Origin of the sequence: Ectopseudomonas composti, assembly GCF_001567565.1 — a bacterium.
Lineage (GTDB): Bacteria > Pseudomonadota > Gammaproteobacteria > Pseudomonadales > Pseudomonadaceae > Aquipseudomonas > Aquipseudomonas composti_A.
In genome coordinates, this window is the sequence record NZ_LSSW01000021.1 from 51116 (window position 1) to 67026 (window position 15911).

At 64.9% G+C, this 15911-nt stretch carries 13 protein-coding genes; 5 read left to right on the forward strand and 8 right to left on the reverse strand.

The annotated features are described in order from the left end of the window. Window positions 1–27 precede the first annotated feature (27 nt). From PCLY_RS07570 to PCLY_RS07580, 3 genes are all read left to right on the forward strand, one after another. On the forward strand, window positions 28–981 hold the full coding sequence (locus tag PCLY_RS07570) for a carbohydrate kinase family protein (RefSeq protein WP_061238686.1): 954 nt from the start codon (window positions 28–30) through the stop codon (window positions 979–981). Between the two features lie 13 nt (window positions 982–994). Next, window positions 995–2659, forward strand: a complete 1665-nt coding sequence (gene pgi, locus PCLY_RS07575; RefSeq protein ID WP_061238988.1) for a glucose-6-phosphate isomerase — start codon at window positions 995–997, stop codon at window positions 2657–2659. Window positions 2660–2816: 157 nt separating this feature from the next. Next, window positions 2817–3545: a carbonic anhydrase gene (locus PCLY_RS07580; RefSeq protein WP_061238687.1), complete on the forward strand. Its 729-nt coding sequence runs from the start codon at window positions 2817–2819 to the stop codon at window positions 3543–3545. 251 nt (window positions 3546–3796) lie between these two features. On the opposite strand, the gene oadA is transcribed toward PCLY_RS07580, so the two are convergent. Both oadA and PCLY_RS07590 read right to left on the reverse strand, forming a co-directional pair. After that, window positions 3797–5608 carry a sodium-extruding oxaloacetate decarboxylase subunit alpha gene (oadA, locus tag PCLY_RS07585; RefSeq protein ID WP_061238688.1) on the reverse strand — a complete coding sequence of 604 codons (1812 nt, stop codon included), beginning with the start codon at window positions 5606–5608 and terminating at the stop codon, window positions 3797–3799. An 8-nt stretch (window positions 5609–5616) separates the two neighbouring features. Then, on the reverse strand, window positions 5617–7032 hold the full coding sequence (locus PCLY_RS07590) for an acetyl-CoA carboxylase biotin carboxylase subunit (RefSeq protein ID WP_061238689.1): 1416 nt from the start codon (window positions 7030–7032) through the stop codon (window positions 5617–5619). A gap of 154 nt (window positions 7033–7186) precedes the next feature. Between PCLY_RS07590 and PCLY_RS07595 the strand changes: the two genes are divergently transcribed. Continuing rightward, window positions 7187–8161 (forward strand): LysR family transcriptional regulator, encoded by a 975-nt coding sequence (locus tag PCLY_RS07595; RefSeq protein ID WP_061238690.1) that lies wholly within the window; start codon window positions 7187–7189, stop codon window positions 8159–8161. 81 nt (window positions 8162–8242) lie between these two features. After that, on the forward strand, window positions 8243–9430 hold the full coding sequence (locus PCLY_RS07600; protein WP_061238691.1) for an XdhC family protein: 1188 nt from the start codon (window positions 8243–8245) through the stop codon (window positions 9428–9430). Between the two features lie 539 nt (window positions 9431–9969). Here PCLY_RS07600 and PCLY_RS07605 read toward each other — a convergent pair. The 6 genes from PCLY_RS07605 to PCLY_RS07630 all read right to left on the reverse strand — a co-directional run bounded on the left by PCLY_RS07605 (window position 9970) and on the right by PCLY_RS07630 (window position 15889). Further along, entirely contained in the window at window positions 9970–12204 is a 2235-nt protein-coding gene (locus tag PCLY_RS07605; RefSeq protein ID WP_061238692.1) for a xanthine dehydrogenase family protein molybdopterin-binding subunit, read from the reverse strand. Window positions 12205–12218: 14 nt separating this feature from the next. Beyond that, complete coding sequence (locus PCLY_RS07610) at window positions 12219–12677, reverse strand: (2Fe-2S)-binding protein (protein WP_061238693.1); 459 nt, start codon at window positions 12675–12677, stop codon at window positions 12219–12221. 212 nt (window positions 12678–12889) lie between these two features. Next, window positions 12890–13102, reverse strand: a complete 213-nt coding sequence (locus PCLY_RS07615; RefSeq protein ID WP_061238694.1) for a PA3496 family putative envelope integrity protein — start codon at window positions 13100–13102, stop codon at window positions 12890–12892. A 107-nt stretch (window positions 13103–13209) separates the two neighbouring features. Next, window positions 13210–14496 (reverse strand): NAD(P)/FAD-dependent oxidoreductase, encoded by a 1287-nt coding sequence (locus PCLY_RS07620; RefSeq protein WP_061238695.1) that lies wholly within the window; start codon window positions 14494–14496, stop codon window positions 13210–13212. Next, on the reverse strand, window positions 14493–15236 hold the full coding sequence (locus tag PCLY_RS07625; protein WP_061238696.1) for an amino acid ABC transporter ATP-binding protein: 744 nt from the start codon (window positions 15234–15236) through the stop codon (window positions 14493–14495). Before PCLY_RS07625 ends, PCLY_RS07620 begins: the two co-directional genes overlap by 4 nt. Then, entirely contained in the window at window positions 15233–15889 is a 657-nt protein-coding gene (locus PCLY_RS07630) for an amino acid ABC transporter permease (RefSeq protein ID WP_061238697.1), read from the reverse strand. The genes PCLY_RS07625 and PCLY_RS07630 overlap by 4 nt, the downstream gene beginning before the upstream one ends. Window positions 15890–15911: the final 22 nt, after the last annotated feature.

Consider the following 15911-nt stretch of genomic DNA (forward strand, 5'->3'; position numbering starts at 1 on the left):
ACGCCTTGATTCATTAGGGAGAGGAACATGTACCTGGTCTGTGGCGAAGCGCTGTTCGACGTGTTCATCCAGGGTGATGGCGCACGTGGCAATGAGCTGGTGTTCAAGGCCATCGCCGGTGGCTCGCCGTTCAACGTGGCGCTGGGCTTGCGCCGCATGGGCGCCAACTCGGCGCTGTTCACCGGGATTTCCTCGGACCACCTCGGCCAGCGCCTGCGTCAGGTACTGCACGACGAAGGCGTGAGCGATGCCTACCTGATCGCCAGCGAGGCGCCGACCACCCTGGCGATGGTCGGCGTGGATGCCGCCGGCTCGCCACAGTATTCCTTCCGTGGCGAGGGCTGCGCCGACCGCCTGCTGCAGGCCGAGCACCTGCCGACACTGGATGCACAGGTGCGTGGCGTGCATGTCGGCTCCTTTTCCCTGGTGGTGGAGCCGGTGGCCAGCACGCTGCTGGCGCTGGTGCAGCGCGAACATCAGAGACGCCTGATCAGCCTCGACCCCAACGTACGCCTCGGCCCGGCGCCGGATGTCGCGCTGTGGCGCGAACGGGTCGAAGCCTTCGCCGGCTATGCGCATCTGATCAAGGTCAGCGAAGAGGATCTGCAGCTGCTGTACCCCGAGCGCGAGCCGCAGCAGGTCGCGGCAAGCTGGCTCAACCAACGTTGCCAACTGGTGTTTCTCACCCACGGCAGCAAGGGCGCCAGCGTCCACAGCCGCCACGGGCACTGGTCGGCACCGGCGGTGGAGGTGTACACCCGTGACACCGTCGGCGCCGGCGATACCTTCCAGGCCGCGCTGCTCAGTTACCTGGCCCGCCACGATCTGGACGCCCCCGAGGCAATGGCGACGCTGAGCCGCGAGCAGGTCAACGACATGCTGCGCCTGGCCATCGAGGCGGCTGCGCTGACCTGCTCGCGGGTCGGCCCTGACCTGCCCTATCTGCATGAGCTGGATCGCCATCACCTGGCAGCGCGCTGAAGAGGGTTGCCCCATGCCTTACACCCCGCCCACCCAGGACGTCACCAAACTGCCCAGCTGGCAGGCGCTGAGCGAACATCGTCAGGCGCTGGACGGCTTCAGCCTGCGCCAGGCATTCGCCGACGACCCACAGCGTTTCAGCCGTTTTTCCCTGGATGACTGCGGCCTGTTCCTCGACTATTCGAAGAACCTGATCGACCAGCGCACGCGCAGCCTGCTGGTCGACCTGGCCAGCGACGTCGGCCTGGCGCAGGCCATCGCAGCGCTGTTCGAGGGTGCTAAGGTCAACGCCTCGGAACGCCGCCCGGCGTTGCACACGGCGCTGCGCCGGCCCCTGGGCGACCGCGTGCTGGTCGACGGCGTGGACGTGATGCCAGAGGTACACCACGCGCTGCAGCGCATGAGCGAGCTGGTCGGCCGGGTGCACCATGGCCTGTGGCGCGGCTATAGCGACAAGCCGATCACCGACGTGGTCAACATCGGCATCGGCGGCTCCTTTCTCGGCCCGCAACTGGTCTCCGAGGCGCTGCTGCCCTTCGCCCAGCGCGGCGTGCGCTGCCACTATCTGGCCAATATCGATGGCAGCTCGTTCCAGGAGCTGGCCGCCAAGCTGTGCGCCGAAACCACCCTGTTCATCGTCTCGTCGAAAACCTTCGGCACCCTGGAAACCCTGAAGAACGCCCAGGCCGCGCGCGGCTGGTACCTGGCCCAGGGTGGCAGCGAAGACGAGCTGCACCGGCACTTCATGGCGGTATCGAGCAACGTCGAAGCGGCGTGCGCCTTCGGCATTCGCGAGGAAAACATCCTGCCGATGTGGGACTGGGTCGGTGGGCGCTATTCGCTGTGGTCGGCCATCGGCCTGCCGATCGCCATGTCCATTGGTATCTCCAACTTCAAGGAGCTGCTCACCGGCGCCTACCGCATGGACCGGCACTTCCAGCAGGCGCCGTTCGAACGCAACATGCCGGTGCTGCTGGCCCTGCTCGGCGTCTGGTACGGCAATTTCTGGGGCGCGCAGAGCCACGCCATCCTGCCGTACGACCATTACCTGCGAAACATCACCAAGCACCTGCAGCAACTGGACATGGAGTCCAACGGCAAGCGCGTACGCCAGGATGGCAGCGCCCTGCAGATCGCCAGCGGGCCGGTGATCTGGGGCGGTGTCGGCTGCAACGGCCAGCACGCCTACCACCAGTTGCTGCACCAGGGCACGCAGCTGATCCCGGCAGACTTCATCGTCCCGGTGAGCAGCTACAACCCGGTGGCCGACCACCACCAGTGGCTGTTCGCCAACTGCCTGTCGCAAAGCCAGGCGCTGATGCTCGGCAAGAGCCGCGCGGAGGCCGAAGCCGAGCTGCGCGCCCAGGGCCTGAGCGAAGACGAAGTGCAGCGCCTGGCGCCGCACAAGGTGGTGCCCGGCAACCGCCCGAGCAATACCCTGGTGCTGGAGCGGGTCAGCCCCGGCCGCCTGGGCGCGCTGATCGCCCTCTACGAGCACAAGGTCTTCGTGCAGAGCGTGATCTGGGGCATAAACGCCTTCGACCAGTGGGGCGTGGAACTGGGCAAGGAACTGGGCAAGGGCGTCTATTCGCGCATGGTCGGCAGCGCGACCAGCGGCACCGAGGACGCGTCCACCCAGGGCCTGATCGACTTCTTCCGCAGCCACCATCGCGGCTGACGTTCGGCGGCGCGCCCGGCCGCTAACATCGTGCCTCAATTGAGAGAATCTGCCGGTTGTCGCACCGTCTGGCGCAGGAGAAACTTGCGGTGTGACTCGCGCAGCGCAGCGGCAGTCGTTTTAGCTGCGTATTTTCGATAACAAAGAGGTTCAGGGCATGCCTTACAAACACCAGGTGATTCCGCTTCAGACCCATGAGGGCAACGAAACTGCCGAACAGGCGCTGCACAGCATCGTCGACGGCTTCAAACGCTTTCGTACCGAGGTGTTCCCGCAGCAGGAAGAGCTGTTCAAGAAGCTCGCCACCGCCCAGAACCCACGCGCCATGTTCATCACCTGCGCCGACTCGCGCGTGGTGCCGGAACTGATCACCCAGAGCTCGCCTGGCGACCTGTTCGTCAACCGCAACGTCGGTAACGTGGTGCCAGCCTACGGGCAGATGATGGGCGGCGTTTCCACCGCCATCGAATACGCGGTGATGGCCCTCGGTGTGCAACACATCGTCGTCTGCGGCCACTCCGATTGCGGCGCGATGAAGGCCGTACTCAACCCGGCGTCGCTGGAAACCATGCCCACGGTAAAAGCCTGGTTGCGCCATGCCGAGGTGGCCCGCAGCGTGGTGGCAGAGAACTGCAACTGCAGCGACGACAAGGAAACCCTGGCCGTGCTCACCGAAGAGAACGTGGTAGCGCAGCTCAACCACCTGTGCACCCACCCATCGGTGGCAGCCAAGCTGGCGCGCGGTCAGTTGTTCATCCATGGCTGGGTGTATGACATCGAAACCAGCCAGATCAAGGCCTACGACGCCGAGCTGGGCAGCTTCCTGCCGCTCGATGGCGACAAGATTCCAATGGCTACGCCGCGCTCACGCTTCCCACAGACCTGAAACGCGCCGGCCGGAGTCAAGGCTCCGGCCGGCTGAAGGAAAAGACCATGCCCCGCGCCAGCGGTGCTGATCGCCCGCGCTGTGCTTGCGCACCTGGGGCATGGCCAGAGAACTGCAGGAAAAAAAGGAGCCTTGCGACTCCTGGGTCTCAAACCCTGAGGCGCCTCATGCGAAACGCCTGCGAATAAAAAAGGAGCCCGGGTTACACCCCCGTCAAACTTGCCCATCCAACAGGCCGGGCTCCATAGAGGTTAACCTTCGATTTCCACCAGTACTTCGCCCGGATTGACGCGGTCGCCCTTGGCCACGTGAACGGCCTTGACCTTGCCGGCAATCGGCGCCTGCACTTCGGTTTCCATCTTCATTGCTTCAGTGATAAGTACCGCCTGACCGGCCTTGACCGTGTCACCTTCCTTGACCAGTACATCGACGATGTTGCCCGGCATGGTGGTGGACACGTCGCCCGGCGCACCGGCCTGCTTGCGCTTGCCGCCAGCACCCGCCACGAAATCGTTGAGCGGTTCGAACACCACTTCTTCCGGCATGCCGTCGATGGACAGGTAGAAGTGGCGCTTGCCGTCGCCCTTGACACCGACACCGGTGATGTCCACGCGGTAGCTTTCGCCATGCACGTCGACCACGAACTCGGTCGGTACACCTTCGCCACCCACCGGTGCCGCCGCGCCCTGACCATTGGGCATGGGCAGCAGCTCTTCCGGCTTGAGGGTGCCAGCGGCGCGCTCTTCGAGGAACTTGCGCCCGATATCGGGGAACATGGCGAAGGTCAGTACGTCCTCTTCGGACTTGGCCAGGCTGCCGATCTCTTCACGCAGGCGCGCCAGCTCAGGCTTGAGCAGGTCGGCCGGGCGCACGTCGATGACTTCCTCGCTGCCGATGGCCTGCTTGCGCAGTTGCTCGTCGACCTTGCCCGGCGCCTTGCCGTAGCGGCCTTGCAGGTACAGCTTCACCTCGTTGGTGATGGTCTTGTAGCGCTCGCCGGCCAGCACGTTGAAGAACGCCTGGGTGCCGACGATCTGCGAAGTCGGGGTCACCAGCGGCGGGAAGCCGAGGTCGGCACGCACGCGCGGAATCTCTTCCAGCACTTCGTTCATGCGGTTCAGCGCGCCCTGTTCCTTGAGCTGGTTGGCCAGGTTGGAAATCATCCCGCCCGGCACCTGGTTGACCTGCACGCGGGTATCCACGCCGGTGAACTCGCTCTCGAACTGGTGGTACTTCTTGCGCACGGCATGGAAGTACATGCCGATTTCCTGAATCAGTTCCAGGTCCAGGCCGGTGTCGAACTCGCTGCCCTTGAGCGCGGCGACCATCGATTCGGTGCCCGGGTGGCTGGTGCCCCAGGCCAGGCTGGAGATGGCGGTGTCGATATGGTCGGCGCCGGCTTCGATGGCCTTGAGCTGGCACATCGCGCCGAGGCCGGCGGTGTCATGGCTGTGGATGAACACCGGCAGGTCGACTTCGCTCTTCAACGCCTTGACCAGCGCAAAGGTGGCATACGGCGTGAGCAGGCCCGCCATGTCCTTGATCGCAATGGAGTCGATGCCCATCGCCTGCATGGCCTTGGCCTGGGCGACGAAGGCGTCGGTGGTGTGCACCGGGCTGGTGGTGTAAGCGATGGTGCCCTGGGCATGCTTGCCAGCCGCCTTGACCGCTTCGATGGCCACGCGCAGGTTTCGCACGTCGTTCATCGCATCGAAGATGCGGAATACGTCGATGCCGTTGACGGCAGCCTTGGCGACGAAGGCCTTGACCACGTCATCGCTGTAGTGGCGGTAGCCGAGCAGGTTCTGCCCGCGCAGGAGCATCTGCAGACGGGTGTTGGGCAGCGCGGCCTTGAGCTGGCGCAGGCGCTCCCACGGGTCTTCCTTGAGGAAGCGCACGCACGAGTCGAAGGTGGCGCCACCCCAGACTTCCAGCGACCAGTAGCCGACGCGGTCGAGCTTGTCGCAGATCGGCAGCATGTCTTCGGTGCGCATGCGTGTGGCCAGCAGCGACTGGTGGGCATCGCGCAGGACGGTATCGGTAACGGTGATCTTCTTGCTCATGATGTCCCCTACAGGCCCGCGTGGGCAGCGATGGCGGTGGCGATGGCGATGGCCAGGTGCGACGGGTTGCGCTTGATCGAGTACTGGGTCAGTTCCGGATGGCTTTCGACGAAGCTGGTATTGAACTGGCCGCTGCGGAATTCCGGGTTACGCAGAATTTCCTGGTAATAAGGTGCGGTGGTGCGCACGCCCTGCACGCGCATGTCGTCCAGTGCGCGCAGGCCACGGTCCATCGCCTCTTCCCAGGTCAACGCCCAGACGATCAGCTTCAGGCACATCGAGTCGTAATAAGGCGGAATGGTGTAGCCGGTGTAGATCGCCGTGTCGGTGCGCACGCCAGGGCCGCCGGGCGCGTAGTAACGGGTGATCTTGCCGAACGAGGGCAGGAAGTTGTTCTTCGGGTCCTCGGCGTTGATGCGGAACTGCAGGGCATAACCACGGTGGATGATGTCTTCCTGCTTGACCGACAGGGCCAGCCCCGAGGCGATGCGGATCTGCTCGCGGACGATGTCGATGCCGGTGATTTCCTCGGTGATGGTGTGCTCCACCTGCACCCGAGTGTTCATTTCCATGAAGTACACCTCGCCTTCGGCGAGCAGGAACTCCACGGTACCGGCGTTCTCGTACCCCACGGCCTGCGCGGCGCGCACGGCCAGGTCGCCGATGTAGGCGCGCTGCTCGGGGGTGAGCTGCGGGCTGGGGGCGATCTCGATGAGCTTCTGATTGCGGCGCTGGATCGAGCAGTCACGCTCGTACAGGTGCACGGTATTGCCGAAGCTGTCGGCGAGGATCTGCGCCTCGATGTGCTTCGGATTGACGATGCATTTTTCCAGGAACACTTCCGCGCTGCCGAAGGCCTTGGTCGCTTCGGAGATGACACGCGGGTAGGCCTGCTCCAGCTCGGGGCGCGAGTTGCAACGGCGAATGCCGCGCCCGCCGCCACCGGAAGTGGCCTTGAGCATCACCGGATAACCGATACGCTCGGCTTCACGCAGGGCCTCGGCCAGATCGGCGACGTTGCCTTCGGTGCCCGGGGTGCAGGGTACGCCAGCGGCCATCATGCTGCGGCGGGCCTCGGTCTTGTCGCCCATGCGGCGGATGACTTCCGCGCTTGGGCCTATGAATTTGATCCCACGTTCGGCGCAGATCTCTGCAAGTTCGGCGTTTTCGGACAGAAAACCATAGCCGGGGTGCAGTGCATCGCAGCCGGTTTCAACGGCCAGGTTGACCAGTTTGCGCGGGTTCAGATAGCCGGCCAGCGGGTCTTCGCCAATGCTGTGCGCTTCATCGGCACGCTTTACATGCAGGGCATGGCGGTCCGCATCGGAGTAGATCGCAACCGAACGGATGCCCATCTCGGCGCAGGCCCGCACGATGCGGACGGCGATCTCACCACGGTTAGCGATCAGTATTTTTCTTATCACGATCCAATCCTCAGCGCAGAGCTGCAAGGGCCGCTGCAACAGTTGGTTGCAAACGTGGGCAAACCCTATCCGGCTATACGAATTAACAAAAATGAATAATTATTTGATCATGCATAAGTAATTACTTATGTATTGACCGAACGAGGACGAAAACGTGCGTAAAACCCTGCTTCGCATGACGCTGCGCCAGCTTCAGGTGTTTCGCGCCGTGTGCGAACACGGCTCCTATAGCCGCGCTGCCGAAGAAATGGCACTGACCCAGCCAGCCGTCAGCCTGCAGATTCGTCAGCTCGAAGAGCTGGTCGGCCAGCCGCTGTTCGAATACGTCGGCAAGAAGCTCTACCTCACCGAAGCCGCCCAGGCACTGCGCCGCGCCAGCAGCGACATCTTCGGCCGCCTGGAAAGCCTGGACATGCAGCTGTCGGACTTGCAGGGCTCGCTGCAGGGGCAGCTGAACCTGTGCGTGGAGTCCAGTGCCAAGTATTTCATTCCCCATCTTTTCGCCGACTTTCGCCGCAGTTACCCGGAAGTCAGCCTGAACCTGACCGTGGTCAACCATGCCCTGGTGGTGCGCCGCCTGACCCAGAGCCGCGACGACCTGATGATCATGAGCCAGGTGCCGCAGGACATGGCGCTCGACTTCATGCCCTTCCTCGAGAACCCGATCATCGCCGTGGCGCCACCGGACCACCCCCTGTGCGAGGCAGACAGCCTGCACCTGCCGGATCTCACCCCCTACCCGCTGCTGATCCGCGAAAGCGGCTCGGGCACCCGTCGCGCCTGCGAAGAGTATTGCCACCAGAAACGCGCGCACTTCCCACACACCCTGGAGATCGGCTCACTGGAGTCGCAGCGCGAGGCGGTGCTGGCCGGCCTTGGCCTTGCCCTGCTGCCCCGTCACGCCGTGCGCCTGGAGTTGCAGCATGGCCTGCTGCGCGAGCTGCCGGTGGTGGAGCTGCCCTTGCAGCGCAGCTGGTGCGTGGTGAATATCCGTGGCCGGCGCCTGTCACCGGTGGCGCAGGCCTTCGTCGACTTCATCCGCACCGAACGCGCCCATATCGGCAAGCTGGCCGAGCGTTTTCAGGCCTGCAGCGCAGGATCGGGCAAGAATCTCGCAGGATCGGCCTAACCCTTCTCAACTGCCATACAGGACATTGGCAGCCTGGCAGCCGCCTCGTATCGGCCTGCCTCAACTGCCTGGGAGAAACCTATGCTGTCGGGAACCAGCGCCCTGCTCGGCGCCCTCCGCGCGCTCGAACACGACAACGGCCAGGCCGTGCTCGCCACCGTGGTCAAGGTCGAAGGCTCGGCCTACCGCCGCCCCGGCGCACGCATGCTGATCCCGCTCTACGGCGGCACCGTGGGCACCATCAGCGGCGGCTGCCTGGAGTCCGAAGTGGCGAAGAAGGCCTGGTGGCTGACCGATGGCGGCGACGCCGTGGTCCGCCGTTACAGCACGGCCACCGAGGACGACGATGACGACCAGGACGCCGCGCTGACCTTCGGCCTCGGCTGCAACGGCACCGTGCACGTACTGCTCGAACGCCACAGCGCGGAACAGCCGCTGGCGGTGCTCGATCTATTGCGCCGGGTGCGTGAAAGCGGTCAGGCCGGGGCGGTGGCGACGGTGATCGGCAGCTACCGCAATGCCCGTGTCCGCGTGGGCGAACGCCTGTACCTGCATCCGGCGCTGACCGACCGCAGCCGCCTGCTCGACCCGGCACTCGACGCCGAGGTGCGTGCTGACCTGCAGCAGAGCCTCAGCCAGCGCCGCTCCTCGCTGCGCAGTTACCGCGACGAGCGTGGCGAGATCGAAGTGTTCTGCGAATACCTGGCGCCGCAACGCCGCCTGGTGATCTTTGGCGCTGGCCACGACGCCCAGCCGCTGACCCACATGGCCAAGCTGCTGGACTGGCATGTCACCGTGGTCGATGGCCGCGCCCATTTCGCCCGCGCCGAGCGCTTCCCCGATGCCGACGCCGTGCTGCAGGTCGATGCACGTCCGCCCTATGACCTGCACGCGCTCACCGACGGCGCCCTGGTGGCGATCATGAGCCATAGCTACAGCCAGGACCGCCACTGGCTGGGCCATGTACTGCAGGGCAGCCCGGCCTACATCGGGCAGCTGGGGCCGCGTGACCGCACCGAGCGCCTGCTGGGCGAGATCAGCCAGAACACCAGGCAACTGCCGGCACTGGATCGCCTGCACTACCCCATCGGCCTGGATATCGGCGGTGATACGCCGGAGAGCGTGGCCACGGCCATCCTCGCCGAGATGACGGCCGCGCTGAATCAACGCGACGGTGGCATGCTCAAGCATCGCCAGGCGGCAATCCACACGCCAACGCCGCTGGATTGCAGCGAGATCGAAACCACGACCAGGCTGACCGCCTCCTGAGCGCCCCCGGATTGCATCCGGGCTACGGCCTGACGCAGCACCTCTGTCGGAGCGGCGCTCCGTTTCAGCCGCGATCAACCGCAAAAGCTCGCCGCTAAAGCGCCTCCTACAAAGAGCGGCACGGTGCACTGCCGCCGATCTACCGCCCGGCACAGCCCCCGTAGGAGCGGCTTCAGCCGCGATCAATACTCAAAAAACTCGCCGCTACGACTGCATAAATGCAGGAGGTAGAGCGAAGCAGGATGCCCGAGCCGAAAGCGCCCACACACAAAGCGACACCGCGCGCTGCCGCCGATCTACCACCCGACACAGCCCCCGTAGGAGCGGCTTCAGCCGCGATCAATACTCAAAAAACTCGCCGCTACGACTGCATAAATGCAGGAGGTAGAGCGAAGCAGGATGCCCGAGCCGAAAGCGCCCCCTCTAACCCCATCCGACCTACCGCCTGGCGCGCCCCTTGTGGGAGGGGCTTTAGCCGCGACTGGCCGAAACAAAACGCCCGGGCAATTGCCCGGGCGTCGTGTCTAGCGCACCTGAACTCAGGCCTTGATCTGCGCCGGGAACGGCAGCTTGCGCAAACGCACCCCGGTCGCGGCGAACAGCGCATTGGCCAGGGCCGGCGCCAACGGCGGCACACCCGGCTCACCGACACCGGTGGGGTTTTCCGCAGACGGCACGATATGCACCTCGACCTTGGGCATGTCGTTCATGCGCAGCACCTGGAAGTCGTGGAAGTTCGATTGCTCGACCCGCCCTTCCTTCAGGGTGATCGCACTGTGCCGGGCCGCCGCCAGACCGAAGCCGATCCCGCCCTCCATCTGCGCCTTGATCACGTCCGGGTTGATGGCGATGCCACAGTCCACAGCACACACCACGCGATCCAGGCGGTAGCTGCCATCGGCCTTGACCGTGACCTCGGCCACCTGCGCCACGAAGGAGCCGAACGACTCGTGCACGGCAATGCCACGGCCACGCTTCTCGCCTTCGCCAGCGGGGGCCAGCGGCTTGTCCCAACCGGCCTGCTTGGCGGCCAGCTCCAGCACGCCGCGGTGACGCGGGTGGCTTTCCAGCAACGCGTGACGGTAGGCGTAGGGGTCCTGCCCTGCTGCGACCGCAGCCTCGTCGATCATGGTTTCGGCGACATAGCCGGTGTGGGTGTGGCCAACCGAGCGCCACCACAGCACCGGCACCTTGATATTGCTCGGGGTGCTCAGCTCCACCTGCAGGTTGGGCACGGCGTAGGAGAGGTTGGAGACGCCTTCGACGGAAGTGTGGTCGACGCCATCCTTGACCATGAACGGCTCCAGCGAGGTGCCGGTAATGATCGATTGCCCAACGATGCGGTTGTGCCAGGCCTGCAACTTGCCAGCCTCATCCAGACCAATGCGTGCGCGGTGCAGGTACAGCGGGCGGTAGGAACCACCACGGGTATCGTCCTCGCGCGTCCAGACCATCTTCACCGGCGCATCCACGCCCTTGTCACGCGCAGCCTTGGTGATCGCCACCGCCTCCAGCAGATAGTCCGAGACCGAGCTGGCGCGACGGCCAAAACTGCCGCCGGCATACAGCTGGGTCAGGGCAACCTGCTCGGGCTTGAGGCCCAGGTAGCCGCTGATCATGGCCTGGTCGACGGTCTGGAACTGCTCGCCGTTCCAGATTTCACAGCGGTCGCTGGAGAGTTTCACCAGGCAGTTCATCGGCTCCATCGCCGCATGGGCCAGGTAAGGGAACTCGTAGTCGGCCTCGACGGTTTTCGCCGCCTGGGCCAGCGCCGCATCGGCGTCGCCCTTGCTCGCTGCCGGCAAGCCGGGCTTGCCCGCGCTGTCGCGGTACTGCGCGAGAATCTCCTCGCTACCAAGAGTGAAGGCCTGGCTCTCGTCCCAGTCGATCACCAGGGCATCACGACCCTGGCGCGCGGCCCAGGTGTTCTTCGCCAGCACCGCGACCCCGGAGCGACCATGGGGCAGGTCGCGAAATTCCACCACTTCGACCACATCACGCACGGCCTTGGCCTTGCTGCTGTCGACCGAGCGCAGCACGCTACCGAAACGCGGCGGATATGCGACCACGGCCACCAGCATGCCCGGCAACTTGAAGTCCTGGGTGAACACGGCGCTGCCATCGGTCTTGCCCGGACTGTCCTTGCGGCGCAGTTCACGCTTGCCGATCAGTTTGAAATCCTTGGGGTCCTTGAGTTGCACCTGCTCGGGCACCGGCAGCGCTGCCGCCGCTTCGACCAGCTCACCGAAGCCGGCACTGCGACCGGAGGCGTGGCTGAGCACACTCTTGTCGACACGGATTTCGCTGGCCGGCACGCCCCAGCGCTGCGCCGCAGCGGCCACCAGCATGGCCTTGGCCGTGGCCCCGGCGTTGCGCATCTGCTCCCAGGAGTTGGCCATGGCGGTGCTGCCGCCGGTGCCCTGCATCGGGCCGAAGGCGAAGTTGTTGTAACGTTTCACATCGGCCGGCGCGCCTTCGACGCGTACCTTGTCCCAGTCGGCATCCAGCTCTTCGGCCAGCAACGTGGCCAGGCCGGTGTAGCTGCCCTGGCCCATCTCCAGATGTTTGGCCAGCACGGTCACGCTGCCATCGAGATCGATGCGCACGAAGGCGTTCGGCTCCAGCGGAGCAGCGGCGGCCAGTGCATCCATGCCGCGTATCAGCGGCGCGAAGAAAATGCCCAGCGCCAGCCCGCCCGCGCCCTTGAGCAACGAACGACGGCTGACATTGAGAATGCCGCGAGCGGCGCTATCGGGGGTTTCGATCTTGCCCATGATGACGCGCCTCCTCAGGCCAGTTGTTCGGCCGCTTGATGGATAGCGGCACGAATCCGCACGTAGGTGGCGCAGCGGCAGATATTGCCGCTCATGGCCGCATCGATATCGGCGTCGCTCGGCGCCTTGTTGCTGCTCAGCAGCGCCGTTGCCGCCATGATCTGCCCGGACTGGCAGTAGCCGCACTGCACCACATCGAGTTGCCGCCAGGCGTCCTGAACCACCTTGCCCACGGCGTCTTCGCCGACCGCTTCGATGGTGCTGATACGCTTGCCGACCACCGCCGATACCGGGGTGACACAGGAGCGCGTCGGCTGCCCCTCGACGTTCACCGTGCAGGCGCCGCACAGGGCCATGCCACAGCCATACTTGGTGCCGGTGAGATTGGCGACATCGCGCAGCGCCCACAGCAGCGGCATGTCATCGGCTACGTCCAGCTCGTGGTCGTGGCCATTGAGATTCAGGGTAATCATGGTCTGCCCACCTTGTTCTGATGGTGTCTGATGGTTCCGGCATGGCTTGCCGGTGGTCACGGTCAACCCCGCACGCAGGCGGGCCAGGCCATCACTGTAGAGGGCGTCAAAGCGGCTGTCGCCGCCAACCGCAGAGATCAGCAGAACCGGGCAACAAGTTCGTAGAATCGGGCAAGATCGCCGCTCTGCATGGGCAGGGCGGCGAGCAAAGGTCAGGCAGCGCGGCGCGGCGTGCGCTCGGCCTGTCGCGAGTAGCCAGCGGCCAACAACTCGGGGAAATCGGCAATTTCACGCTGCAGCTGGCACTGCTCGGCATAGTGTTCGATGGCCCGGCGATAGGCCATACGGCGCTGATCCTGCAGTTTGCGCCGGGTCTTGGCGTCAGGTTGGTTGTGCAGTTGCGCGTCATCGAAGATACGAGGCATCTCGGTACTCCCGGAGCGAGGACTGGAGGCCTCAGCTTGCTCCGGGCAGATGACGCTTTGACGGCAACGCAGTGAAAGTCCAGTGACCATGGAGCCGGCGCAGCCACCTACAACAGCGCGTCCAGCAGCCGATACCAGGCGATCCCGGCACCCAGATAGAGACGCTGCAGGCCATGCAGGGGAATGCGCCGGATCGGCGTCACGGGAAAGGGAAAGTCCTCAGCCTGCCCGACCAGACGCTTGGCCATATGCCGGCCGAGGCTGGTGGCCAGGGCCACGCCGCGACCGTTGTAACCCAGCAGCATCGACAAGCCAGGCGCCGGTTCATGGACATGAGGCAGGAAATCCTGGGTCAAGGCCACGCGCCCACTCCAGCGGTACTCGATGGGCACACCGGCGAGTTGCGGGAAAAGCCCGCTGAGGGAGCGCTCAAGATGAGCCCAGTCACTCGCCTGACGCGGCTCCGGAAAGGGGCCACGGCCGCCCAGCAGTACGCGTCCCTGAGCATCCTGCTTGAAGTACAGCAGCAATCGGCGCGCATCCGAACACACCTCGCCTCCCGGCAAGACGGTTCTGCGCAGGTGCTTGGGCAGCGGCTCGGTGGCGATGATGAAGCTGTTGGCGGCGATCAGCGTCTGCCGCAACCCTGGCCACAGATCGTCGGTGTAGCCGTTGCCCGCCAGCAGCACGCGTTCGGCATGCACGCTGGCACCCTGCGCGGTACTCAGCTTCCAACGTTGCCCCTCGCGAGTGAGCGCGGTGACCCGACTGTGCCCATGCAGGGCGACACCGGCAGCAAGCGCGGCAGCGGCCAGGCCACGTGCATAACTCAAGGGCTGCAGGCTGCCGGCACGCGGATCGACCCAGGCGCCGAGGTAGGCCTGGCTGCCGATGCGCCGCGTCACGGCTGGCTGATCCAGCAGTTCGACGGCAACGCCACGGGTGCTCCATTGCTTGGCGCGCTGCTCCAGGCCACGCAAGGCGACGCTGGAAACCGCCGGCTGGATCCAGCCCTTGCGACTGGCATCGCACTGGATACCGAGCCGCTCGATCAAGGCAAACACCTCGTCGGCAGCACCACCGGCGGCCTCTATCATCGCTTCGCCGCGCGTGCCGAACTTGGCGAGCAGTTGCTCCGGGTCGTACTTGAGCCCCGGAATGACTTGCCCACCGTTACGTCCGGACGCCCCCCAGCCTGGCTCGCCGGCATCCAGTACACAGACGCGCACGCCGGCCTCGGCCAGGTGCAGCGCCGTGACCAACCCGGTGTAACCGGCACCGACGATGGCCACATCGGCTTCACAGCTTTCGTACAAGGGAGGTGCGTTGACTGCGGGTAGCGCGGTGGCGGCCCAGAGGGAGGCGGGCAATACGGGATTGGCGATCGCGTTCATGCCGAGGCCTCGGGGTTGTTCAGCAGGCGCCGCAGAAATTCCTGGGTACGCGGATGGCTGGGCGCACCAAGCACCTCACGAGCCGGGCCGGACTCGACGATGCGGCCGCCATGGAGAAAGCACACCTTGTCGGCCACGTCCCGGGCAAAACCCATCTCGTGGGTGACCACGACCATGGTCATGCCTTCGTCGGCGAGCTTGCGCATTACCGCCAGCACCTCGCCGACCAGTTCGGGATCAAGGGCCGATGTGGGTTCGTCGAAGAGGATCGCCTTGGGCTTCATCGCCAGGGCGCGGGCAATCGCCACACGCTGTTGCTGACCACCGGAAAGCTCATCCGGATAGGCATTCATGCGATGCGCGAGGCCGACTTTGTGCAACAGCGCCTCGGCCTGCAGGCGAGCTTCGCGCGGCGCTTCCTTTTTCACGTAGATCGGCCCCTCCATCACGTTTTCCACAGCCGTGCGATGGGGGAACAGATTGAAGCGCTGGAACACCATGGCCACCTGGGTGCGAATCTGGTGGATGCTGTCATGGTGACGGTTGACCAGCTGCCCGCTGACCAGAATCTCGCCACGGTCGTGGGTCTCGAGCCCGTTGATGCAGCGCAGCAGAGTGGATTTGCCCGAGCCCGACGGGCCGATCAGGCACACCACCTCACCGCTTTCGATGTTCAGGTCGATGCCTTCCAGCACGGCCAGGTCGCCGAAGCTCTTGTGCAGTTGCTTGATCTCGATCATGCCTTGCCCCTCTTGCCGATACGCGCTTCCAGACGACGCAGCCCGTAGCCCAGCGGCAGGCTCAACGCCAGGTAGAGCAAGGCGACCAGGGTGTACACCGTCATGTTCTCGAAGGTGGAGGACGCGATGAGCTGACCAGCGCGGGTCATCTCCGCAACGGTGATGGTCGATACCAGAGAGGAATCCTTGAGCATCATCACCAGGGTATTGCCGTAAGGCGGCAGGGCGATGCGGAACGCCTGCGGCAGCACCACCCGGCGCATCACCATGGCACCGCGCATGCCGAGGGACTCGGCGGCCTCGACCTGGCCTTGCTGAATGGCCTGGATACCGGCACGGAAGTTCTCTGCCTGATAGGCCGAGTAGGCAATACCGAGGCCGATCACACCGGCCTGGAAGGCGGTGAGCTGAATGCCAAAATCCGGTAGCACGAAGTAGATATAGAAGAGCTGCACGATGATCGGCAGGCCGCGGATCACGTTGACCACGCCGATGGCGAACAACGCTATCGCGCGCACCTTGGAAACCATCATCAGCGCGAAGACCAGGCCGACGACGGAGCTGAGCAGGAAGGAACCAGCCGTGACCTGCACGGTGACCACCGCCCCTTTCAGAAGAATGGGGAGGAAGTCCAGAGCGTTCTGGAGAAACATGGGGCTACTCGCTCGCAGAAAG